The sequence below is a fragment of the Bacteroides sp. D55t1_190419_B8 genome (assembly GCF_015558905.1).
GTDB lineage: Bacteria > Bacteroidota > Bacteroidia > Bacteroidales > Bacteroidaceae > Bacteroides > Bacteroides vicugnae.
In genome coordinates this window covers 74,782-98,421 of the sequence record NZ_JADMOU010000020.1, presented here as the reverse complement: position 1 = coordinate 98,421, position 23,640 = coordinate 74,782, and the positions used below count along the sequence as shown (strand labels likewise).

Sequence of the window (23,640 nt, the reverse complement as noted above, 5' to 3'; positions counted from 1 at the left end):
ATGAAAAAGAAAGTACTTACATTCATAGTTGGAACTTTTGCTGCTATATCAACCTTAACTGCACAAATGAAAGCTCCTGAGGACTGGATAGATTATGAAGAAGTCATGGGTGTAAAAAATGGATTAAGGTCTTATGACTTTAATGTGAACTTGATAGAATCATCGGCACCGGCTAATGTATTTTGGCCTGGAGACGATATCCGGCTGAAATTCCAATTAGTTAACAATACATCAATGCAGATAGATGTAGATGCTAAAGTACACGTATTCCGATATGGAACGAAAGGTATTCCAAATGATATTTGGCTGCCCAAAATTGTCAAATATGACTACGAAAAGATCATCCCGACACACCTATCGATTGCACCTAATGGTTATATCAACACATCTATAATAGTGGATGATATTAAGGACTTCGGAGGGTATGCTGTTGTGTTTGATCTTGGAAATCATGGCCGTATGCTAGGAACAAGCTTTGCTTACAGCATGAAACCTTCGTCAGTAAAGATGCAATATCCCAAACAGTCCTTAGATTATTTAGGTGTAGATTTCTTAAATCGAGTGGGTGTGCAATCCATTCGTTATGGCATTCCTTTCGTTTCAACGACTAATCCTGATTATCAAATATTTAAACAAGATTTAACACAACTGATGAAGGATTTCGCAGACAGTAATATCACAGTCATGTTGATGTTTGGCGAAGGACGTGTTGCCCAATCAACGCCGTTAGGTATTGCCCGCCCACATTTGGACGAAAATGCAGTATTTCTTCGCACGAAACAAGACTTGGTATGGCTTCCAGAATTGGATGAGGACTTTAAGGAATATGTGAAAGAACTATGCCTTGATTTCGGCTGGCCCAAAGGACCGGTAACAGCTGTCTGTTTATGGAATGAACCTTGGGAAGGAACTTCCATATCCGGTTGGCAGGCTGATATGATAAGGTACAAAGAGATATATACGAAAATGGCTGAAGCGGTGATTGAAGCCCGTGAAGAAGGCATTGATGTCCTTGTAGGAGGAGGCGATTCCAATTCAAATGCTTTAGATAAATTTTTTGCAGATGGCACTATGGATATGTTACCTATATTTGATTTCTTGTCCATACACTATCAAGGTATGGAATCACCAGTGTTATATCCTGAATGGAATAATCGTAAGCACTATAAAGGACGTGTGAAGATATGGGATACAGAAAGCTGGGTTGGGAATACGGATGACCGCATAGGACTTGTCATTGCAGTAAACCGCTCTGCCGGATACGATAGGTCAATGGGAATATTTGGTGGATATATGTATTCGGGCGATCCGAATCGATCAGTACGTAACATAGAAATCCGTACAGAGAAAGGAAAAGAAAAAGTGCTCAAATTGCACAATACATGGTCAACTGCAGCTGCTATGGGCGCAGCACAAAGCATGATTGGGGAACGGGAGTTCAATAAGCTACTTTTCAAGAATGGCCTTCCATGGGTAATGATTTTCGATGGGTATGAAAATAATAAAGACGATGGAACCATTGTCATCGCAGGAGATTTGGGCGAAGCGTTCGGTACAGAAAATATTCTATTCCGAGAAGTACGCAGTTTGAGTGAAGCGAAAAAAGAAATGGAATTATGTGATAAGTTAAAACTACTGCCTATTGGCTGTGCTGAACGTGAAAAAATAGAAGAAGAGCTGAATGCATATGATCCTATTGACGGGAAAATGATACTGAAAGCAGATCCTTCCTTCCTACTCTATGACTTTTATGGAAACGTGATTACCCCTAAAAAGGGCATCTACGAAGTTCCTTTAAATTATCAAGGATATTATATGCGCGTAAACAAAAAGGGCACATTCGACAAACTTATTTCCGCTATTAACAAAGCGGAAATCTTGGGGTATGAACCACTTGAAATCATAGCTAAAGACTTTACGTCGCCCATTGCCAGCAAACCGGAAATGGAACTTCAACTGACCAATATCCTCAATCGTCCGGTGAAAGGTGTATTATCTGTTTCTATTGGTAATCTGGATATATCTTACCCGCAGAATGTATCGTTTAAGCCCAATGAGACAAAAACTATCAGAGCGAAAGTGACAAACGGAACTGCCACTGTGGACAATAACTATCCGCTTGAAGTTCGTTTCAATGCTGGAAAAGATGGATTCGCCGTGCATTGGGAAAATATGCATGTCAATTACATTGCAAAGAAAAAAGTAGAAGTGGATGGTAATTTGGACGAATGGAAAGATGCTATTCCGCAAGTCATCAAAGGTTCTTCCAAAGGCAGTATCTCTCTGACGGAAGCTGCATGGCATCCTTATGAACAGTTTGACAACAATGCAGAAGGATTGGCATATACCTATCAAGCCTATGATGACGATTACTTCTACTTTGCAGCTAAGGTAGCAGATAAATCCCCAAACAAAGGAACACTTAGATTTGAAACCCGCAATGATGACGATTTCTTCTATCCAGACACAGCTTATATGCAAACAATAAATGCCATGCATGCCGTACTAGTAAATAAATCCGTATCAGAATCAGATCAAGGAGCTTTGCAATTACCTACAGCCAAAGGGCGAGTCCTCAGCTATTATGAGAATACAAATACAACGAAAGCCATAGGTGTAGATTTAGATTTGCCTTCAGACAAATATACCCGTACGTCCTTTTACTTTCCTAATATAAACCAACGAAATGTTACCGTAACCGTATATGACAGAAACGATGGAAAAGAAATCTTTCAGACAGTTGTGGATAAAGTTTGGAATGGAGCCTACCTGACATTAGATTTAGCAGGAAGGATAAGAGTGCGTTGCTCTACTTCTACTTGGGATTCATGGAGAAACACAGTTAAATTGGCCGGACTATTTTTTGACTTGTCGGATAATGTACCCAATACTAAAAATGGGAGAGCATCCGCCCATTTAGTAACAAAAGATTTTAACATATTGGGAAACTGGATTGACCAATACGGTAAAATCGGTTATTATTTGGCAGGAGCGGAATCTCAATTGCCCAATGACATCAAATGTGAAGTCGTTTCCGCAGATGATCTTGTACCTCTAGTATGGCCTAAAGGCATCAGACGATTCTCATATCGCAAAACAGGTGTGCTTCCAGACGGAGTAACAGGAAAAAGAACAGACAATATATTGATTGCTTTCAACGTGATTCCTATAGGACAAGACGGAATGAAAGCCGAAACCAAAGGTACCATGCCCCGTTATATCGGATACAAATGCACAGATTACGAATATGCCTTAAATACAGTTGCTCCTAAATACGGCGGCGGATTTGAAATTTGGAGAATGCTTGTTCCAGGTATGCCACGCAAACATTTCTATCCTCGCCAACCCAAATCACCTTATGACGGGGCCGTGAAAGACGGAAAACTAGTGACTATACGCAAAGGCAACACGCTGTATTACGAATGTGCCATTCCTTGGTCGGAAATATCGGAAGTGAAAAAAGCCATTGAAAAAGGAGATAAAATAAAATTCTCGGCTCGCATCAATGACGATGGTGCCAGCGCAGCCTGTATGGAAATAGCACGTGGACGAAGCGTCTCGAAAAAGAACTCTAAGGCATTCCATCCAGACTGGAAAGAACATTGGGCCAACGAAGTTGAATTTGGTGTAGAAAAATGAAAAAAGACAATTCTTATTCAAAATATATTAACCATGAATTAACAAACTTAGTGTATTAACTTTAAAAAAATCAACAATGAAAACATGTATCAGAAGTACTATCGTACTAATGTTTTGGCTGTTCGTCGTAGGAATACTACAGGCGGGTGCACAAAAAGTGACAGTAAAAGGTACTGTCGTTTCCGCGCAGGATGAACTCCTGGCAGGAGTTTCTGTAGTTGAAACAGGCACAACGAACGGAACAATAACAGACATGAACGGGAATTTTACCATCTCGTTAAGTAAAATACCTTCCGAACTGACTTTCAGTTATCTTGGCTTTATCACTCAGAAGGTAAATGTAATCCAATCAAACAAAGGACTAGAGATCGTTTTGAGGGAAGACGTGGAACAGTTGGAAGAAGTGGTCGTAGTAGGGTATGGAACGCAAAAGAAAGCCTCATTGACAGGCTCGGTTGTTGCAATCGACAACACACAACTTATGACTACCAAAGGAACTAACATACAAAATATGTTGACCGGTAAGCTTCCAGGATTACGCGTAGTGCAAAACACTTCTGAACCCGGACAATTTACCAATATGTTTGATATTCGTGGACTGGGTAGTCCCTTGTTCGTAATAGACGGTGTTCCTCGTGATGAATTCGCACGTTTAGATCCAAATGACATCGAGAGTATCTCTATCTTAAAAGACGCCTCAGCCGCCATCTATGGCGTCAGAGCTGCTAACGGTGTAGTACTCATCACGACTAAAACCGGAGCCAAACAAAAAGCTTCTATAGAATACAACGGTTACTACGGTATTCAGACACCAGCAGAAATATTGAAACCTGTGAACGCATATAATTACGGGACATTGAGAAATGAACAAAGTATGCGTAACATTAATACTCCTTCCAAAAAATACAGCGACCAATGGTTTCAGGACTTGGCTAACGGACTTATGCCCGATACAGACTGGTATGATGCAATTATGAGAAACACGGCACCACAACAACAACACAATATTTCGGTAAAAGGCGGTACTGACAAGGTGAGCTACTACATCAATGGCGGCTATAACAGTCAGGAAAGTTTCTGGAAAACTAATTCTAACAATTATAAAAGATATAATTTGCGCACAAACCTTGATGCGGAAGTCATCAAAGGGTTGAAAGTAGCAGTAAAGTTAAATTTCATTATGGATGAAACAAAACGGCAGGCAACCGGCTCAGATGTTATCTTTAAAGATTTATGGAGTTCATTGCCTATTGAGCCTATATATGCGAACAATAAAGCGCCTTACTACAATCACCCCGCTAGCGCCAATGTCGCACATAATGTTGCAGCTTTGATTCATCCTGAAGTAAGCGGTGAAGTAAGCAATAAAAAAACCATGTTGCAATCGAATCTGGCACTAAATTACAAACTGCCGTTCATCAAGGGATTGTCTACCAATTTTATGTTCAGTTATGACAAAACTTTTAATGACAATTCAACCTTTACAAAAGGATATAATGAGTATACTTATAATGAGGCAAACGATACTTATAACACATATCCAATGAATGGCAAGACAAAATTAGACCGTTTTTACTCCACAAGTTTTGCCAGATTGTGGAACTGGTCGATAAATTATGAAAACACTTTTGTCGACCGCCATCATGTCAACGCAATGCTGCTGTGGGAGGAAAGTTATAGCCAAGGATATGATCTTAGTGGCAGCAGATATATGTCTATTCCGATTCCCTACTTATTTGCAGGTGATGCTGACGGACAAATTGCAACCGGTAGCGGATTGACGGAAAAAGCAAACAAGGCTTTAGTAGGTCGTATCAATTATGATTTCAAAGATAAATATTTATTTGAATTCACCTTCCGTTACGATGGTTCCTCCAAGTTTCCCAAAGGAAAACAATGGGGGTTCTTCCCAAGCGTCCAATTAGGTTATCGTATTTCTGAAGAAGCGTTTTTCAAAGAAAAAATTCCGTTTATCAATAACTTGAAAATTAGAGGATCATGGGGAAAACTCGGTGACGACGGCGCTTCACAGTTCCAATTCGTGGAAGGCTATGACTACCCGGTATCAGGCGCTGCTAATATGAAACCGGCAGGCGCTGTATTCGGAGGAACTTTTGTTAACGGCATCGGGTTCCGCAACGCTCCCAATTTGGACTTGACATGGTATACCTCAAAGATGAAAAATATCGGTTTAGATGCAGATTTGTGGAATGGACTTTTAGGAATTTCAGTCGATCTTTTCCAACGTGATCGTGACGGTTTGCTGGCCAATCCCATAACAGAAGCTCCTCAAACATTTGGCACCGGCTTCTCTCAGGCAAACTTGAATGGTGACCGTACCAAAGGATTTGAAATTGAATTAAGGCATTACAACCGTGTTAACAAAAACTTCAATTACCACATCACGGGATTCGTTTCACTGACACGCAGCATGGTTACAAAACGAAACCAAATGACATACAGCAATTCATGGGATAACTGGCGTAACAATCCACTAAACCGCTATCAAGACATTTGGTTTGCGTATGGAGAAAATGGTATCTACCATTCATGGGATCAAATATCCAATAGTATCTATGCTAATTCCGGAAGCCTCCCCGGTGACCCGATTTATGAAGATTGGAATGGGGATGGTGTTATTGACGGAGATGATATGCATCCGATCGCAACTACCACCAATGCCGGTTCATCATGGGATGGCAAAAGAAATTATCCGTTGATGAATTTCGCTCTGAGCTTTGGCGCACAATATAAATGGTTCGACCTAAACGTACAATTCCAAGGGGCAGCCATGTCGTACGTTTCATACGGCGAACAGTTAATTGCTCCGTTCAGGGAAGATACTAATGCACTTGAACTTTTGTTGGATCGTTGGCGTCCAGCTAATCCAGACATCGACCCCTATGATCCTTCTGCCCAGTGGATTTCCGGACGCTTTCCCTATGGTTTCGTCCGTGCAGATATGAACTCGAAGTTTAACATCCAAAACGGTGCTTACGTTCGTTTGAAAAACATAGAACTTGGATTTACTGTACCCAAAAATATCGTAACGAAAAAGTTGAATGTCTCTAATCTCCGACTCTTTGTAAATGCCTACAATTTGTTTACCATCACCAAGATTGTAGACCTAGATCCCGAGAAACCGACAGAGCATAATGGGTATATGTACCCATTAAACCGTGTGTTCAACTTTGGTGGAACATTAACTTTCTAATAATTATAGTACTAACAAAAAATAGAAATAAATGAAACGAATATTTATAGCAGTGACAACGGCGATGTTCTTATTATCGCATATGACATCCTGCGAAGATTTAAATATCACACCTACTACAATCATCACCGGTGAGGCTATATACAACGAAGAAGGCATCCGAGCTTATATGGCTGGAATATATTGCCAATTACCGATGGAGGATTTCAAGTACAGTACCCTAAACCGATATACTCCTAGCGAGTCATATGCTGGCTATTTCTCAAGAACAGGCCAAGCACCGCTTTGGGGATATACTGGTGAGATGGTTGGCCAAGATACCAACCTGAATTCAGATAATATGCTTGCGAAAGGTTATTGGGGAGAAGGATTCAAAATCATCCGTCAACTCAACACTCTAATCCATGACTTGCCTAACTATCCGGAATTAAGAGAACAATCAAAAGCATGGATAGCAGAAGCTAAATTCCTGAGGGCATATGTCTATTTCCAATTGGCAAAACGGTATGGTGGATTGCCTAAAATACTGGAACCGCAGTATCTGGATCCCAATGACGAATCGTCTGTCTGGGTAGCCCGTGAAAGTCATGCGGACACTTACAACTTCATTCTGAAAGACTTGGACGATGCTATTGCCGATCTACCTGTGACCAGCGAAACAGGTCGTGCAAACAGATACATAGCTGCCGGAATAAAAAGCCGTGCCGCACTATATGCAGCTACTACCGCCCGCTATGGTTCCCGGAAATTCCAAGACTGGGAAATTGATGGCGTATTGTTACAAGGAATTCCTTCAGAACTCGCCAACGGCTATTTCAAACAAGCTTGGGAAGCCACTAGAATTTTTGATGGTGGCCCTTACGAACTTCATCGGGGAAATGCCGACAAAACGAATAATTACGCTGAAATTTGGGAAAAAGCCGAAAGTAATAAAGAATCGATATGGCTTCGCCTATTTTCTTATGGCAATTTTGTTCATTCTGTAGATGCGATGTATGCCCCCAAACGCATGCAGACAACCGAATATGGCAGTCGTAGTAATCCTACACTCGATTGGGTGGAATTGTTTGAAGGAGTTCCTTTGAACAATGAAGGACATTTTAATGCTTTCGATGACGACGGCAATTACATAGTATACAACAATTGCCATGAATTATTTGACGGATTCGAACCTCGACTAAAAGCAAATTTGTTGATTCCCGGAAATATTTACTGGGAAACTAAGTATGATATCCGCGCCGGTATTATCGATAAGAAGTTCGACCCAGAAGTGGATAAGTTCAAAAAATTCACTATTGACGATGGTGCCAATGGAGAAAGATTCAATACCACTTGGAATAAGGGAAATTATAGCAATAGTCCGTTTATGCCGCAGGACAATCCTTCCATCGTATGGTGGACCACAGAAACTCCCACAGCTCAGACTAACCTCTATGTTGTGAACAATGATATAAAACTGTATAAGAAAGGATTAGACGGACCATCCTTGGGTAGTGAACAAGCCACCTCCAGTGGACTCCACATGCGTAAATGGTTGAACTTGAGTATGCCTAAGGAACAACTCAAACTTCATGAGAGTACCCAACCTTGGATAGAAATGCGATATGCGGAAATTATACTCAACCGTGCTGAAGCCGCCATTGAATTGGCACAGAGCGGAGAGACTACTTATCAAGGGATTAATATGTTACAAGATGCGCTTGAATGTATTAACGATGTGCGCGATCGTGCAGGAGCAACATTGCTTACATCAACCAGTGCACTCTCTACGGACGCAGCTTATACCAATTGGTCGAAACCAGGTCCCAAAGGGCAAGGAGGATTTGTAGAGGCTCCCAATCGCGCTTTGCAAATTCTTCGCATAGAGCGCTATAAAGAATTGGCTTTTGAAAGCAAAATTTACTGGGATTTACGCAGATGGTTTACATTCGATACCCAAATAAATAATTACCGTAGACGAGGATTATATCCGTTCATGTTTGCTAAGGGTGCCACGGTAGATAATGAACATGGCGGAATACCCGACGGCAAATATATTTATGACTCTAAGACATCAGAGCATCGCAATTCTTTCTTATCCTTCAATGTGAATGATTATTACGAAGGTATTCCAACGAATGAGTTAAAATCCAATCCTTTGTTGCAGAAAAACAGAAATCAATAATGATAAAGAAATAGAATATGAAAAAGTTATTAGCATACATAACGATTATTGTCGGCTGTTTTATGACGGTATCTTGCGAAATCGACAATTATGAAGCTCCCGACGTTACGATACAAGGTACTATTTATGACCACAATGGCCAACCGTTGCAAGTCGACCACGGAGTATCCTACATCCGCATGAGAGAGATTAGCTGGGGAGATGGAAATAACTACATAGGCAACCGTTCATTAAAAATACAACAGAACGGAACTTACCGTAACACTAAGCAGTTCGCAGGAGAATATCTCATGCTCCCTTACAATGGTAATTTCTATCCCTATTGGGATGCTGACGATCCCGTCAAAGACGGTGATGAAGCTGGTGAACTAGTAAAAATATCAGGTACGACCACTAAAGACTTTACTGTCATACCTTATCTGACGATTGAATGGGTGAAAAAGCCAACAGTCACTCCCGACAATTATCTGGAGTGTACAGTCCGCTTCAAACGGAATAGAAAGGAGGGATTCGGTATGCCAGATGTAAAGGAAGCCTATTTGTCGGTATCAAGAACCATCAACGCCTCGGCGTCTGACGGTAACCTATTCCCAACAGCCCGTGTATTAAACAATAACGAAGAAGGGCAAGACATCACCTTTCGGACATCGAGACCCTTGAAGTATAATGGAATTAATTACTGGGTGCGCGTGAGAATGAACTGCCAAACCGCAGCCGGAAATGCCACTACTAATTATCCGGGTATGGGACAATTCAACTGCTCGACCATAGAACAAATATTTGTACCGTAAATTTTATACATTAAGAGTGTTGCTTTGATTCCGCCTGTTTGGAATCAAAGCAACTTCTATCTTTTGAATTTTATCACTTCAAACTAATCTTATTTACATGAAAAAGAAAAAATCATTTTCGATACAATACTTGTACTATATCTGTTGGCTGACTCTATTACTTGGATCTACTTGCACTTGTTTGGCCTGTTCAAAATCCGAAGAGGAAGTTGTAACAAATAGCGATACTACTGAATATGTACAGATTAAATGGAAATTAAACGGTGGTAGCTGGACTGACGGATACAACTATGTAACCCAAATAGAACAAGATGGCACACTTGTGGAACCCAATACTCCAGTAAAAGTCGGTAATAGTTTCGATGGATGGTACAAAGAGGAAGAGCTGACAAATAAAATAACCTTTCCTTATGTTGTAAGCAGCGTGTCCAAAGAAATAATATTTTATGCCAAGTGGAAACTTTTAACAACGTCCAAATATTACATTGACAATGTAGATGGAGATGATGATAACGACGGGTTATCTCCCGCTACCGCATGGAAGTCTTTGGACAAAGTAAACAACACGACATTTGTCCCGGGAGACTATATTCTTTTCAAACGCGGTGGTTCATGGACTGGACAATTATCTTTGAATAATGTCACTGGAACAGAAACCGACAGAATTACGTTCAGCGCTTATGGCAGTGGTGAGCAACCAAAACTGGTGGGAAATACCGCACAAACAGTCCTTCTACAGAATCCTAAAAACGTGACTTTTGAGAATTTCGATATTTCCAACCGTAGCACAACCATGCCACCCAAAGATACCAAACGCGGTATTTATATTACGATAAAGTCAGCAGGTATCTACCCCAATGTCGTTATAAAGAATAACTATATACACGACATTGAAGGTCAGCCTATTACGAATCGTCATATGCAAGCCGGACTATTTGTCCGCCCCGAGCACACTCAAGGTTATTTCAAAAATTTTGTGGTAGAAGACAATAAATTTGAACGTTGTTCTTCAAGAGGAATATTATTTGGAGATAATGGTCAAGCAAGGACCTATGATTATTACAATGATAACATAATAATTCGTAATAATGACATCAGTTATACAGCATTAGAAGGTATCCTTCTTTCCAAGAATTCAAAAACGGTATTAGTAGAATATAACAAAATATTTCATGCTGGCGCTTATGCTTTAGATAAGTTGGATGGGGTATTAGCTGGCCTTTGGGGAAATGCGAAAGACGTAATCATCCAACATAATGAAGTGGCATACACGCGGCTTACCAATCCGGCCAATCGTTCGGAAATGGACTCTGAAGCTTTCGATATTGACTTTAACAGCCCAGGCTATCAAATTATCCAATACAATTATAGTCATGATAACGAAGGAGGTTTCTTCCTAAGCATGGGAGATCCGGGACCGGATTTTGAATATGGTATTATACGTTATAACATCAGTCAAAATGATGGTCACCCCGAATTTGATTATCGTACTTTCGAGTTACACGGACATCCCAATGGTAAACAAGTTCCTATCTATGTGTACAATAATGTATTTTACAACGATGTGAAGATATCAGTACAGAAAAGAACAAATAATGCCATCTTGCCGGGCATCGAGTTTCAGAATAATATATTCTCGGCTCCAGTCCTGCAATTTGATGATCAGGAACATATCAGATATGAGAACAATCTGTACCATCAAGGAGAGAAAGCAAAAGCAGACCAAAGTGCCATCGTAGCGGATCCCCAATTTGTATCTGGAGGTAATGGAAGCGATGGTATGAATACGGTAGACGGTTACCAACTGAAAGATAGTTCTCCTGCAATCGGTACAGGCATATTTATCTTAAATAACGGTGGATTCGACTTTTGGGGAAATATTGTTTCTGCAACAGAAAAACCTGCCATTGGAGCTTTCCAACCTTAAGGATGACTTTGTAAAAGTCATTAAAGTGATTTTCAGGTCTGATTCGTTTGTCTGCAGAAAAGTTATGAACTATCCAACACAAGTATCAGGTGAACGATTGAGAAATATCAACGGACGACCATTCATTATTGAGTAAAAGGTTACTTACTCTTCAAACAGAAGCTGCTTTCCATGAGCCTGAATTATCTTTAAGGATATTCATAAAAAAAGACAACTGATTCATTGAAAATTAGTTGTCTTTTTATATTTTCAAGTATTCTTCTAAAATACGGTTTGTCCCCCCAATGAGGGTTATTAAAAATGAAAACACATAGTAAAAAAAAGACATTAGGAATAGAATCATCTTTATCTTTTAAAAAAATAACATTCTAAGGAAATATCATCAATGGTCTTGCATGCAGTCAATTAAGTAGTACAATGAAGATGAAAGACTGCTTATACACCTATAGCAATGAAGGTATATCGTAATGGACGATGCACCTTCATATATTATTAGAAAGTAAAAAACAAATTAGTCTATTCTTTGACAAAATGCAGCCTTGGCTTTATACCAGGCAGTTGGGACTAGACTTAGGGCGACTTAAGCTGTGAGTGAAATATCGTTTATTGTCGTTTAATTAAAAGAAAATTGTATTTGATGAGAAGCTACTAATAATTGGGAAAGTGCAGATTTCGAGCTTAAAATATTATTTACGTACCCGCGATGTCATTTTTTTTGAAAGCACAGTAGTTTCTATTTATTTTATTCTTTTTTCCTCCAACTAGATAATACTTTATTGATTTAATGCCAAATATACTTACCTTGTCATATATTGATTATTTTTTTGTTTTAGAGAATAAACTTTTTTAGCTTATGATTGCAATTTATATCTGAATTTCTCTTCTTCAGATGGACTTAGTAATTCTCCAAACCAATAGAAGCTCTCAATAAAGTAAATCAGATGTTAGTCGTGGAACTTAATAATGACGAGGTCGCTAGAGAATATGTTGTACCGATAATTTTGGTTGAGGGGTTAACATCATATGTGCAAGAAGATGCTATATATGATAAATATAGCGGTATTCAGGGAACTTTAGACCGTGTGTTGAGTTACAAGCAGCAAATATTATTGAGAAAGCTGTACTGTAATTGGAGAGAGAATTAAAAAGTATAGCTAACAGTGTAATTAATTTGGAGAGTAGGCTACTGTTTTATTACTCAAGATAAAAGTACTTTCGAAAAAAGTGTTTCTTTACTCTTTAGATCCCGGACTAATTGTGTTGTTTTGGGATAATAGTGTTTAGGATTAATCTAATTTGTAGGTTTTGATTTTCCATGTAGATGAAGGCTTGGATTTTTCCGGAAGTTTGTAAGCTTATCAAGGCTCGTGTTATTGTTTTTTATATATAATGCGAATCAGTATTTGATTCTTAGTTAAAAATTAGAGTAATTAATGCGATGGCAATTTTTCCCATCGTATGTACCAGAAGTCCAGATGTAGATCTGACTTTCATCGCTCTTTGAATATTTGTTTTTTCATTCAACCAGTTGAATAATGATTCAATGGGTTGTCTGACTTTTGAGACTGCCGTTGAAACCAAGTCTCTTGCCGCTTTCTCCCTTTTTGTTATTTCAGGTGATTCTCCTTTGATAGCTTTTACAGGAGTAAATAGCTCGAGCTTTTTGGATTCTTGTGTCTCTTTATAGAATGATATATCCGAATATATTTTATCGGCATATCTCTATTGTTCAGATTTCCCACACATTCTCTTTTGAATACAGTGGAGTCATTTTCATCAGCAGCGGAAAGTATGAGCATTTCAGAAAAAGGTATAGTTCCTTTTCTACGGAAAGCCACTGCATGGAGTTTTAGTCCGAAGTAATACATGTTCTTTGTTGAACAATATCCTTGGAAGTAATCTCAGTGGCGAACTTTCCTACTTTGTTCTTTCCCGCGCAAGTAATGATAGGTATCGAGTCAACTAATGATTTCATACTGTCACAATCTTGAGGTTTGAATGAATGGATTAACTGCCTGACAAACTTTTAAATTTCTTGAATCAGTGAAAAAGAAACTCCTATATTTCATAGAAGGGGGCTGAGGGTCTTGCAAGGGTAGTAGGTATGAAAGAAGCACAATAATGAATTGTATTCTCCCTTTTTTCATCCATTTTCATCCTTTTGAAGTAGCTGTGTGCAAATGGTGTGCAAATGCTCTAAAAACGAAAAAAGACAACCAAGAGTGGAAGCCTCCTAATTGCCTAATTTTAAAGCCTTTCGGCTTTGTAGCGGGACCCGGGATTGAACCGGGGACCTCATGATTATGAATCATGCGCTCTAACCAGCTGAGCTATCCCGCCATCATTTCTCGATTGCGGGTGCAAAGATAGATGATTTTTTATAATCTCCAAAACAATTCATAACTTTTTTGTGTTTTTTCTTTAAGAAGGGTCCTGATTTTCCCTATAAACAGGGAGTTTGAGGCTCGATAATGAAAGAATAATTAAATAAAGTGTCTGATTTATGCGATGTATTTAGAAAAAAGTATTTATCTTGGCACACGTAAAAACAATTCGAAATTGCTATGAAAAAGGAAAAGATTCATTTGGAGTATTTGTTGAATGCAACGTCTAAAAATATTCTTTGGGGAGCTATTAGTACACCGACCGGGTTGGAGGACTGGTTTGCCGACAAAGTTGTTTCTGACGATAAAATAGTAGAGTTTCATTGGGGCAAGACAGAACAGAGGAAAGCAGAGATTATTGCCATCCGCTCTTTCTCTTTTATCCGCTTCCGTTGGCAGGATGATGAAAACGAACGCGATTATTTTGAAATCAAGATGACTTATAATGAGCTGACTAGTGACTATGTGTTGGAAATTACCGATTTCGCAGAGCCGGATGAAGTAGGCGATATGAAAGAATTGTGGGAGTCACAAGTCGCTAAATTAAGAAGAACTTGTGGTTTTTAGTTAACTTTCAACTAAAAATTTTCGATGCTCCTTTTTTTGTGCTAATTTTGCATCCTAATTGCACGAACCTATTAAGATGCTACGCATAAAGAAATTAGATATATTCATCGTAAAGAGTTTTTTGATGCTCTTTATTGGTACATTCTTCATCTGTCTGTTCATATTCATGATGCAGTTCCTGTGGAGATATGTAGACGAATTGGTCGGAAAAGGGTTGGAGATGAGCGTTATGGCTCAATTCTTCTTTTATTCTGCATTAACATTAGTGCCAGTATCGTTGCCATTAGCAGTGTTACTGGCTTCTTTGATTACTTTCGGTAACTTTGGCGAGCGTTATGAATTACTTGCAATGAAAGCTGCGGGTATTTCTCTACTTAAAATCATGCGTCCGCTCGCTTTCTTTGTTTGCGGACTTGTCGGTGTCTCATTTTATTTCCAAAATGTAGTTGGTCCTATCGCTCAGGCTAAGCTGGGAACTCTGATTCTTTCGATGAAACAGAAATCTCCGGAGTTGGATATTCCGGAAGGAGTTTTCTATTCTGAAATAAAGGATTATAATTTAAAGGTAGCTAAGAAGAACCGGAAGACCGGTATGCTATATGATGTGCTGATTTATAATATGAAGGATGGATTCGAAAACGCACATATTATATATGCCGACTCCGGACGTCTGGAGATGACTGCAGATAAACAACATCTCTGGTTGCATTTATATAGTGGCGATTTATTCGAGAACCTGAAAGCACAAAGCCTGAAATCGCAGAATGTGCCTTATCGGCGTGAGTCATTCCGGGAAAAACATACCATTATTGAATTTAACTCCGATTTCAATATGGTTGATGGCGACATTATGGGCAAGCAGTCCAGTGCTAAGGATATGGCGCAGTTGCAAAGTTCTATTGACTCAATGACGGTAGTGGGAGATAGTATCGGACGGCAATATTACAGGGAAGTGGCAGAAGGGAATTTCCGTGCTTCTTATGGATTGACAAAGGAAGATACGGTTAAAATAGAAAAGGCGGATATCCGTGAATATAATGTGGACAGCCTTTATGAGGTAGCCTCTTTAACGCAGAAACAGAAGGTACTTTCTTCTGCTGTCAGTCGGGCGGAGAATGTGGCTAACGATCTTGGATTCAAGAAATTCACGATGGAGAACAACGATTATAGTATTCGCAAGCATAAGACGGAATGGCATAAGAAGATAACGATTTCACTCTCTTGTCTGTTGTTCTTCTTTATCGGAGCTCCATTGGGGGGGATTATCCGCAAAGGAGGTCTGGGGATGCCGGTAATTGTATCAGTGCTGGTATTTATCATTTACTATATCATTGATAATACAGGATATAAAATGGCCCGTGACGGTAAGTGGATAGTATGGATGGGAATGTGGACAAGTAGTGCGGTTCTTGCCCCATTAGGAGTTTTCCTTACCTATAAATCGAATAAGGACTCTGTGGTACTTAATGCAGATGCTTATATTAACTGGTTCAAAAAGATTGCGGGAATTCGTAGTGTACGTCATATATTTAAGAAAGAAGTGATTATCCATGATCCTGATTACACGCGTCTGACCGGTGATTTGGAACAACTCACTGCAGAGTGTAGGGCGTATGCTGCCGAGAAACGATTGGAAAAAGCGCCGAACTATTTCAAATTATGGATGTCAAGCGAAGATGATAATGAGGTAATAGCTATCAATGAAAAGCTGGAAGCGTTGGTTGAAGAAATGTCCAATACGAAATCTGCCACTTTGATTGGTGCATTAAACAATTATCCGGTTATTTCCGTTTCTGCTCATGTGCGCCCGTTCCATATATATTGGTTGAATTTGGTAGCCGGAGTCATTTTCCCTATCGGTTTATTTTTCTATTTCCGCATCTGGGCGTTCCGCGTTCGTCTGGCTAAGGATATGGAACGGATTATAAAGAACAATGAACAAATTCAATTCATCATACAGAAAATCAATAAATAAGTGTTATGAAAGAGACTATTAAAATGGACAGAATAGAAGATGCGATTGCCGACTTCAAAGAAGGCAAGTTTGTCATAGTAGTGGATGATGAAGACCGCGAAAATGAAGGCGACTTGATTATTGCAGCTGAAAAGATAACTCCCGAGAAAGTGAATTTCATGTTGAAACATGCGCGTGGGGTGCTTTGTGCGCCTGTCACGGTGTCTCGTTGCAAGGAGTTGGATTTGCCGCATCAGGTAAGTGACAATACTTCCGTGTTGGGAACTCCTTTTACGGTTACCATTGACAAACTGGAAGGCTGCACAACAGGTGTTTCTGCTTCCGACCGTGCTGCTACTATTCAGGCGTTGGCCGATCCTGCTTCTACACCGGCAACCTTCGGTCGTCCCGGACACATCAATCCGTTATATGCACAAGAAAAAGGAGTGCTTCGCCGCGCCGGACATACGGAAGCTACGATTGACATGGCTCGTCTGGCAGGACTTTACCCGGCAGGTGCTTTGATGGAAATCATGAGCGAAGATGGAACAATGGCACGTTTGCCCGAACTCCGCCAGATGGCAGATGAACACGGACTGAAACTGATTTCTATTCATGACCTGATTGTTTATCGTTTGAAACAGGAATCCATTGTAGAAAAAGGAGTGGAAGTAAATATGCCTACCGAATACGGAAAGTTCCGTCTGATACCTTTCCGCCAGAAATCAAACGGATTGGAGCATATGGCTATATTTAAAGGTACATGGAGTGAAGACGAGCCTATCCTGGTGCGTGTCCATTCATCTTGTGCTACAGGAGATATCCTTGGTTCGCAGCGCTGTGACTGTGGCGAACAGTTGCATAAAGCGATGGAAATGATCGAAAAAGAAGGAAAAGGTGTGGTGGTTTACCTCAATCAGGAAGGACGCGGCATCGGTCTGATGGAAAAGATGAAAGCATATAAACTTCAGGAAGACGGAATGGACACCGTTGACGCAAATATTTGTCTGGGACACCTTGCCGACGAACGTGATTATGGAGTAGGTGCACAGATTCTTCGTGAACTGGGCGTACACAAAATGAGACTTTTGACAAACAATCCGGTAAAACGTGTTGGTTTGGAAGCCTATGGATTGGAGATTGTAGAAAATGTACCTGTTGAAACAGTTCCTAATCCGTATAATGAGCGATACTTGAGAACGAAGAAAGAAAGAATGGGCCATACTTTACATTTTAATAAGTAAATTGCCAATTTGTTTCCATATATCAAATATTATCGTTTATTTTGCAACGATTTTCACTCAACAACAATAAAATAGATACAAAATGAATCAATTATCAGATCGTTTGAACAGCTTGTCGCCGTCGGCGACGCTTGCCATGTCTCAAAAGAGTAACGAGCTCAAGGCACAGGGTGTTGATGTTATTAACTTAAGTGTAGGAGAACCTGATTTTAATACTCCTGACCACATCAAAGAAGCTGCGAAAAAAGCCATAGATGATAACTTTTCCCGTTACTCTCCGGTACCGGGCTATCCGGCTTTGCGCAATGCTATTGTTGAGAAACTGAAAAAAGAAAACGGTCTTGAATATACAGCCGCCCAGATTTCATGTGCAAATGGTGCAAAACAATCTGTTTGTAATACAATCCTTGTATTGGTAAATCCGGGTGACGAAGTAATCGTTCCGGCTCCTTACTGGGTAAGCTACCCGGAAATGGTGAAAATGGCAGAAGGTACTCCTGTAATCGTTTCGGCAGGTATCGAACAAGATTTCAAGATTACTCCGGAACAGCTGGAAGCTGCTATTACTCCGAAAACGAAAGCTTTGATTCTTTGTTCTCCGTCCAACCCGACAGGTTCGGTATATACAAAAGAAGAATTGGCCGGACTGTCTGCTGTATTGGCTAAACATCCGCAGGTGATCGTAATTGCTGACGAGATTTACGAACATATCAATTACATCGGCGCACATCAAAGTATCGCTCAATTCCCTGAAATGAAGGAACGTACAGTGATTGTAAACGGTGTTTCCAAAGCTTACGCTATGACAGGATGGAGAATCGGTTTTATTGCCGGTCCGGAATGGATTGTAAAAGCGTGCAACAAATTGCAAGGTCAGTACACTTCAGGTCCTTGTTCCGTTTCTCAAAAAGCTGCTGAAGTTGCATATACAGGAACACAGGAACCGGTAAAAGAGATGCAAAAAGCATTCGAACGCCGTCGTGACCTGATTGTGAAATTGGCTAAGGAAGTTCCGGGATTTGAAGTAAACGTTCCGCAGGGTGCTTTCTACTTGTTCCCGAAATGTGATGCTTTCTTTGGAAAGAGCAACGGCGAACGTAAGATTGCAGATTCTGATGATTTGGCAATGTACTTGCTGGAAGAAGCTCACGTGGCTTGTGTAGGTGGTGCTTCTTTTGGTGCTCCTGAATGTATCCGCATGAGTTATGCTACAAGCGATGAAAATATCGTAGAGGCTATTCGTCGTATCAAGGAAGCATTAGCTAAATTGAAATAAGAGTTCACTACAGAGGACTCAGAGGACACAGAGAAGAAACAATGAAAGGATGTGTCATCACCTATATAAATTAGAAATCCCCCTTGCCACAAATGCTTTGTAGCAAGGGGGATTTCACTGAAAGGAGAGTTGTGACACATCCCCAAACTATTTTACTCTGTGTCCTCTGCGTCCTCTGTGGTGAAAAAAAAGGCTGCCTTCCGTAGAAAGCAGCCTGTACATTTTTTGTAGCTTGTATTATTCAGCCGGGTGAATTGCTTCAGACGGACAAACGTCTGCGCAAGTACCACAGTCAGTACATACATCTGGGTTGATAGAATAGATATCACCTTCAGAGATAGCTTCTACCGGACACTCGTCAATACAAGTACCGCAAGCAATACAATCGTCACTAATTACGTAAGCCATTTTTCTAAGATTTAAATTATTAGTACTAATTTCTTCGGCAAAAATAAGGCTTTTATTGATTAGTTGTTATGCTTCTATGATTAAATTGACTTAATTTGTACGTCTTCTAAATAAGCAACCTCCCTATTATCTGCTATATTTTTCGTATTTTTGCATTCAAATTACTAATATATAGCGATTATGCCTTTAAATTTACCCGATAAACTACCTGCGATAGAGCTTTTGAAGGAAGAAAATATTTTCGTGATCGACACTTCCCGCGCTACGCAGCAGGATATTCGTCCGCTACGGATTGTGATTCTGAACCTGATGCCGTTGAAGATTACGACGGAAACAGACTTGGTGCGCTTACTTTCGAATACCCCTCTTCAGGTGGAGATTTCGTTTATGAAGATCAAGAGCCACACGTCGAAGAATACGCCGATAGAACACATGAAAACGTTCTATACGGATTTCGATCAGATGCGTCATGAGAAGTATGATGGTATGATTATCACCGGAGCCCCTGTAGAACAGATGGACTTCGAGGAGGTGACCTATTGGGATGAAATTACGGAAATCTTTGATTGGGCACGCACGCACGTCACTTCTACCTTATATATATGTTGGGCTGCACAGGCCGGATTGTATCATCATTATGGAGTTCCAAAATACCCGTTGGAAAAGAAGATGTTCGGCATCTTTGAACATCGCGTACTGGAACCTTTCCATTCCATCTTCCGTGGTTTTGACGATTGTTTCTATGTGCCGCATAGCCGTCATACGGAAGTGCGCAGGGAAGACATTCTGAAAGTTCCGGAACTGACGTTGCTTTCCGAATCGAAAGAAGCCGGTGTCTATATGGCAATGGCACGGGGCGGACGTGAGTTCTTTGTCACGGGACACTCTGAATATTCTCCGCTGACACTGGATGCGGAATACCGCCGTGACTTGGATAAAGGCCTGCCAATAGAGATCCCTCGCAATTATTATATAGACGATGATCCTGAAAAAGGCCCGTTGGTACGTTGGCGTGCCCATGCCAATTTGTTGTTCTCCAATTGGTTGAACTACTTTGTTTATCAGGAAACACCTTACAACATCAATGATATTAAATGATAAAGCAGCGTAAAATAGAACTTCTCGCTCCGGCGAAAAACCTGGAATGTGGTATTGAGGCTATCAACCATGGTGCAGATGCTGTATATATCGGTGCTCCGAAATTCGGAGCCCGTGCGGCAGCTGTGAACTCATTGGAAGATATTGAAGCATTGGTGCAGCATGCTCATTTGTATAATGTACGTATTTATGTCACGGTCAATACGATTCTGAAAGAAGAGGAGTTGAAAGAGACGGAGGAGATGATTCATGCACTTTATCGGATTGGTGTCGATGCACTGATTGTACAGGATATGGGGATCACGAAACTGAACCTTCCTCCGATACCGCTTCATGCCAGTACGCAGATGGACAACCGTACGCCGGAAAAAGTGAAATTCCTTTGGGAAGCAGGTTTCCGTCAAGTGGTGTTGGCGCGGGAGTTATCGTTGCGTGAAATAAAGAAGATTCATGAAAGCTGTCCGGAAGTACCTTTGGAAGTATTTGTACATGGGGCGCTTTGTGTCAGCTATAGCGGGCAATGCTATGTCAGTCAGGCCTGTTTCGGTCGTAGTGCCAATCGTGGAGAGTGTGCACAATTCTGCCGTCTACCTTTTAGTCTGGTAGATGCGGACGGGAAAGTGATTGTTAAAGACAAACATCTGCTTTCCCTGAAAGATATGAATCAAAGCGACGAACTGGAGCAACTGCTGGATGCCGGAGCTTCTTCATTTAAAATAGAGGGACGGCTGAAAGACGTGTCTTATGTGAAGAATGTAACAGCCGCTTATCGTCAGAAGCTGGATGCAATCTTTGCCCGTCGTCCGGAATATGTACGTGCTTCTTCGGGTACGTGTAGTTTCGAATTTAAACCACAACTCGACAAGAGTTTTAGTCGTGGATTTACTCATTATTTCTTGCACGGACGTGATAAAGAGATTTTCTCTTTCGACACTCCTAAGTCGTTGGGCGAAGAGATGGGAACCATGAAGGAGTCCCGTGGCAACTATCTGACAGTTGCCGGACTTAAATCCTTTAACAATGGAGACGGTGTCTGCTATATCGACGAACAGGGACGTTTGCAGGGTTTCCGCATCAACCGGGTGGACAGCAACAAACTCTATCCGCAGGAAATGCCCCGTATCAAACCCCGCACTACGCTATACCGTAATTTCGACCAGGAATTTGAGCGAATCCTTTCCCGCAAATCTGCAGAAAGGAAGATCGCAGTGAAAATCTTGCTTGCCGACAACAATTTCGGTTTCTCTCTGACATTGACTGACGAAGATGATAATAGCGTTACAATCACTCTCCCTCGTGAGAAAGAACTTGCCCGGACTCCACAGACGGACAATCTGAAAACGCAACTGTCCAAACTGGGGAATACACCTTTTGAAGCAAAAGAAATAGAAATATCCTTTACCGGGAACTGGTTTTTGCCGGCTTCAGTGTTAGCTGATTTCCGCAGACAGGCAATCGACCGGTTAATAACTGCCCGTCGAATCAATTATCGTCAGGAATTGGCAGTATGGAAGCCAACGAGTCATGCTTTCCCGCAAACGACATTAACATATCTGGGGAATGTAATGAATACTCGTGCAGCTTCTTTCTATCAGGAGCATGGGGTACAACAGGTAGCCGCAGCGTACGAAAAAGAAGCAGTGGAAGATGCGGTACTGATGTTCTGCAAACATTGTTTGCGTTATAGCATGGGCTGGTGTCCTATCCATCAACGGGTACGTTCACCTTATAAAGAGCCTTACTATCTGGTATCGAATGACGGCAAACGTTTTCGTCTGGAATTTGATTGTAAGAATTGTCAAATGAAAGTAAAGGCTGCGCAATGAGAATCATTTTTCACCACAGAGGACGCAGAGGACACAGAGGATATAGTGAAGGTAACATCTTCACTCATTCTTCTGATACAGACTGTTTGCGTGTTTTTGGGAAAAAGTGTAGAAAGTTTCTCTCTTTCCCTTTTTTCCCCCTTTTACCCTCTGTGTCCTCTGCGTCCTCTGTGGTGAAAACTGTGATGAAAACTGTGATGAACTTACTACTATGTTTATTTTTGCTCTCATCCTGTTATTATAAAGCCCCGGCTCTGGATTCGGAAGAACTGTCGAAGAAGACGAAAGACTCGTTGACCTACTTGTACGAGCGGCATTATACTTGGAATACAAATCTGGAAGTAGTCGATGATTCCATCTCTTTGGAATGTCTTCCGATAAAAGATACTTTTATTCAGTTGAATAAAGGGGATAGGGTAGTGGTGGCAGAGTTTGCGGTTCATCCTGCCGATAGTGTAGACAGTATTTGGGTGAAGCTGGCTCATACACAGGATGAACAGGGCTGGATACGTGAAAAAGAACTCAAAACATCATTTGTGCCGACTGATAGTATTTCGCAGGCCATTCATCTTTTCAGTGATACGCATGCTTCTTATTTTATTATTATCTTCGCTTTATTCGTTGGTGTATATCTGTTTCGTGCTTTTCGTCGAAAGCAGTTGCAGATGGTCTATTTTAATGATATAGATAGTGTTTATCCATTATTTCTCTGTTTGTTGATGGCTTTCAGTGCAACGATTTACGAATCAATGCAGGTCTTTGTGCCGGAAACGTGGGAGCATTTTTATTTCAATCCTACTTTGTCGCCATTCAAAGTTCCTTTTATTCTCTCTGTCTTCTTGTTGAGCATCTGGTTGTTTTTGATAGTCGCTTTGGCGGTGCTAGATGATTTGTTTCGACAGTTGACTCCCGCTGCGGCTATTTTTTATTTGCTAGGGTTGATGTCCTGCTGTATTTTCTGCTATTTCTTCTTTATCCTGATGACACATATTTATATCGGTTATCTGTTTCTTGCCTTTTTTATGCTGGTTTTTGCGAAGAAAGTCTGTCGGAACATTGGGTATAAGTATCGTTGTGGACGTTGCGGGGAAAAAATGAAGCAAAAAGGTATATGCCCCCATTGTGGAGCGATTAACGAGTGATTTTAT

13 protein-coding genes and 1 tRNA gene are annotated in these 23,640 nt (G+C 40.7%); 12 read left to right on the top strand and 2 right to left on the bottom strand.

Going from position 1 to position 23,640, the window contains the following annotated elements; all coding sequences use genetic code 11:
• The 5 genes from I2I13_RS16530 (at position 1) to I2I13_RS16510 (ending at position 11,735) form a co-directional block, all read left to right on the top strand.
• Positions 1-3,639: a hypothetical protein gene (locus I2I13_RS16530; protein ID WP_195650011.1), complete on the top strand. Its 3,639-nt coding sequence runs from the start codon at positions 1-3 to the stop codon at positions 3,637-3,639.
• Positions 3,640-3,715: 76 nt separating this feature from the next.
• Positions 3,716-6,853 carry a TonB-dependent receptor gene (locus I2I13_RS16525; RefSeq protein ID WP_195650010.1) on the top strand — a complete coding sequence of 1,046 codons (3,138 nt, stop codon included), beginning with the start codon at positions 3,716-3,718 and terminating at the stop codon, positions 6,851-6,853.
• 31 nt (positions 6,854-6,884) lie between these two features.
• Positions 6,885-9,017: a RagB/SusD family nutrient uptake outer membrane protein gene (locus tag I2I13_RS16520; protein ID WP_229128658.1), complete on the top strand. Its 2,133-nt coding sequence runs from the start codon at positions 6,885-6,887 to the stop codon at positions 9,015-9,017.
• 17 nt (positions 9,018-9,034) lie between these two features.
• A complete protein-coding gene (locus I2I13_RS16515; RefSeq protein ID WP_195650009.1) occupies positions 9,035-9,808 on the top strand; it encodes a DUF3823 domain-containing protein in 774 nt (257 codons plus the stop codon).
• A 97-nt stretch (positions 9,809-9,905) separates the two neighbouring features.
• The gene (locus I2I13_RS16510) at positions 9,906-11,735 is read left to right on the top strand and encodes a right-handed parallel beta-helix repeat-containing protein (RefSeq protein ID WP_195650008.1); all 1,830 of its coding nucleotides are present in this window, start codon (positions 9,906-9,908) and stop codon (positions 11,733-11,735) included.
• A 2,266-nt stretch (positions 11,736-14,001) separates the two neighbouring features.
• Here the strand turns inward: I2I13_RS16510 and I2I13_RS16505 are convergent.
• Positions 14,002-14,075, bottom strand: a tRNA-Met gene (locus tag I2I13_RS16505).
• Between the two features lie 224 nt (positions 14,076-14,299).
• Between I2I13_RS16505 and I2I13_RS16500 the strand changes: the two genes are divergently transcribed.
• The 4 genes from I2I13_RS16500 (at position 14,300) to I2I13_RS16485 (ending at position 19,160) form a co-directional block, all read left to right on the top strand.
• A complete protein-coding gene (locus I2I13_RS16500; RefSeq protein WP_195650007.1) occupies positions 14,300-14,686 on the top strand; it encodes an START-like domain-containing protein in 387 nt (128 codons plus the stop codon).
• A gap of 76 nt (positions 14,687-14,762) precedes the next feature.
• Positions 14,763-16,661 carry an LptF/LptG family permease gene (locus I2I13_RS16495; RefSeq protein WP_195650006.1) on the top strand — a complete coding sequence of 633 codons (1,899 nt, stop codon included), beginning with the start codon at positions 14,763-14,765 and terminating at the stop codon, positions 16,659-16,661.
• Between the two features lie 5 nt (positions 16,662-16,666).
• Positions 16,667-17,884 (top strand): bifunctional 3,4-dihydroxy-2-butanone-4-phosphate synthase/GTP cyclohydrolase II, encoded by a 1,218-nt coding sequence (locus tag I2I13_RS16490; protein ID WP_148365795.1) that lies wholly within the window; start codon positions 16,667-16,669, stop codon positions 17,882-17,884.
• Positions 17,885-17,966: 82 nt separating this feature from the next.
• Complete coding sequence (locus tag I2I13_RS16485) at positions 17,967-19,160, top strand: pyridoxal phosphate-dependent aminotransferase (RefSeq protein WP_148365794.1); 1,194 nt, start codon at positions 17,967-17,969, stop codon at positions 19,158-19,160.
• Positions 19,161-19,397: 237 nt separating this feature from the next.
• On the opposite strand, the gene I2I13_RS16480 is transcribed toward I2I13_RS16485, so the two are convergent.
• Entirely contained in the window at positions 19,398-19,568 is a 171-nt protein-coding gene (locus I2I13_RS16480) for a DUF362 domain-containing protein (protein WP_002559159.1), read from the bottom strand.
• Between the two features lie 180 nt (positions 19,569-19,748).
• Here I2I13_RS16480 and metA point away from each other — a divergent pair, with 180 nt between their 5' ends.
• From metA to I2I13_RS16465, 3 genes are read left to right on the top strand one after another with little or no spacing between them, the layout of a single operon-like run.
• A complete protein-coding gene (gene metA / locus I2I13_RS16475) occupies positions 19,749-20,666 on the top strand; it encodes a homoserine O-succinyltransferase (RefSeq protein WP_074559981.1) in 918 nt (305 codons plus the stop codon).
• Positions 20,663-22,492 carry a U32 family peptidase gene (locus tag I2I13_RS16470; RefSeq protein ID WP_195650005.1) on the top strand — a complete coding sequence of 610 codons (1,830 nt, stop codon included), beginning with the start codon at positions 20,663-20,665 and terminating at the stop codon, positions 22,490-22,492. The genes metA and I2I13_RS16470 overlap by 4 nt, the downstream gene beginning before the upstream one ends.
• Positions 22,489-23,634, top strand: a complete 1,146-nt coding sequence (locus I2I13_RS16465; RefSeq protein WP_195650004.1) for a zinc ribbon domain-containing protein — start codon at positions 22,489-22,491, stop codon at positions 23,632-23,634. The genes I2I13_RS16470 and I2I13_RS16465 overlap by 4 nt, the downstream gene beginning before the upstream one ends.
• Positions 23,635-23,640: the final 6 nt, after the last annotated feature.

Coding starts and splice junctions, on each gene's coding strand:
- I2I13_RS16530 (WP_195650011.1), top strand. CDS start 1: ATGAAAAAGAAAGTACTTACATTCATAGTTGGAACTTTTGCTGCTATA.
- I2I13_RS16525 (WP_195650010.1), top strand. CDS start 3,716: ATGAAAACATGTATCAGAAGTACTATCGTACTAATGTTTTGGCTGTTC.
- I2I13_RS16520 (WP_229128658.1), top strand. CDS start 6,885: ATGAAACGAATATTTATAGCAGTGACAACGGCGATGTTCTTATTATCG.
- I2I13_RS16515 (WP_195650009.1), top strand. CDS start 9,035: ATGAAAAAGTTATTAGCATACATAACGATTATTGTCGGCTGTTTTATG.
- I2I13_RS16510 (WP_195650008.1), top strand. CDS start 9,906: ATGAAAAAGAAAAAATCATTTTCGATACAATACTTGTACTATATCTGT.
- I2I13_RS16500 (WP_195650007.1), top strand. CDS start 14,300: ATGAAAAAGGAAAAGATTCATTTGGAGTATTTGTTGAATGCAACGTCT.
- I2I13_RS16495 (WP_195650006.1), top strand. CDS start 14,763: ATGCTACGCATAAAGAAATTAGATATATTCATCGTAAAGAGTTTTTTG.
- I2I13_RS16490 (WP_148365795.1), top strand. CDS start 16,667: ATGAAAGAGACTATTAAAATGGACAGAATAGAAGATGCGATTGCCGAC.
- I2I13_RS16485 (WP_148365794.1), top strand. CDS start 17,967: ATGAATCAATTATCAGATCGTTTGAACAGCTTGTCGCCGTCGGCGACG.
- I2I13_RS16480 (WP_002559159.1), bottom strand. CDS start 19,568: ATGGCTTACGTAATTAGTGACGATTGTATTGCTTGCGGTACTTGTATT.
- metA (WP_074559981.1), top strand. CDS start 19,749: ATGCCTTTAAATTTACCCGATAAACTACCTGCGATAGAGCTTTTGAAG.
- I2I13_RS16470 (WP_195650005.1), top strand. CDS start 20,663: ATGATAAAGCAGCGTAAAATAGAACTTCTCGCTCCGGCGAAAAACCTG.
- I2I13_RS16465 (WP_195650004.1), top strand. CDS start 22,489: ATGAGAATCATTTTTCACCACAGAGGACGCAGAGGACACAGAGGATAT.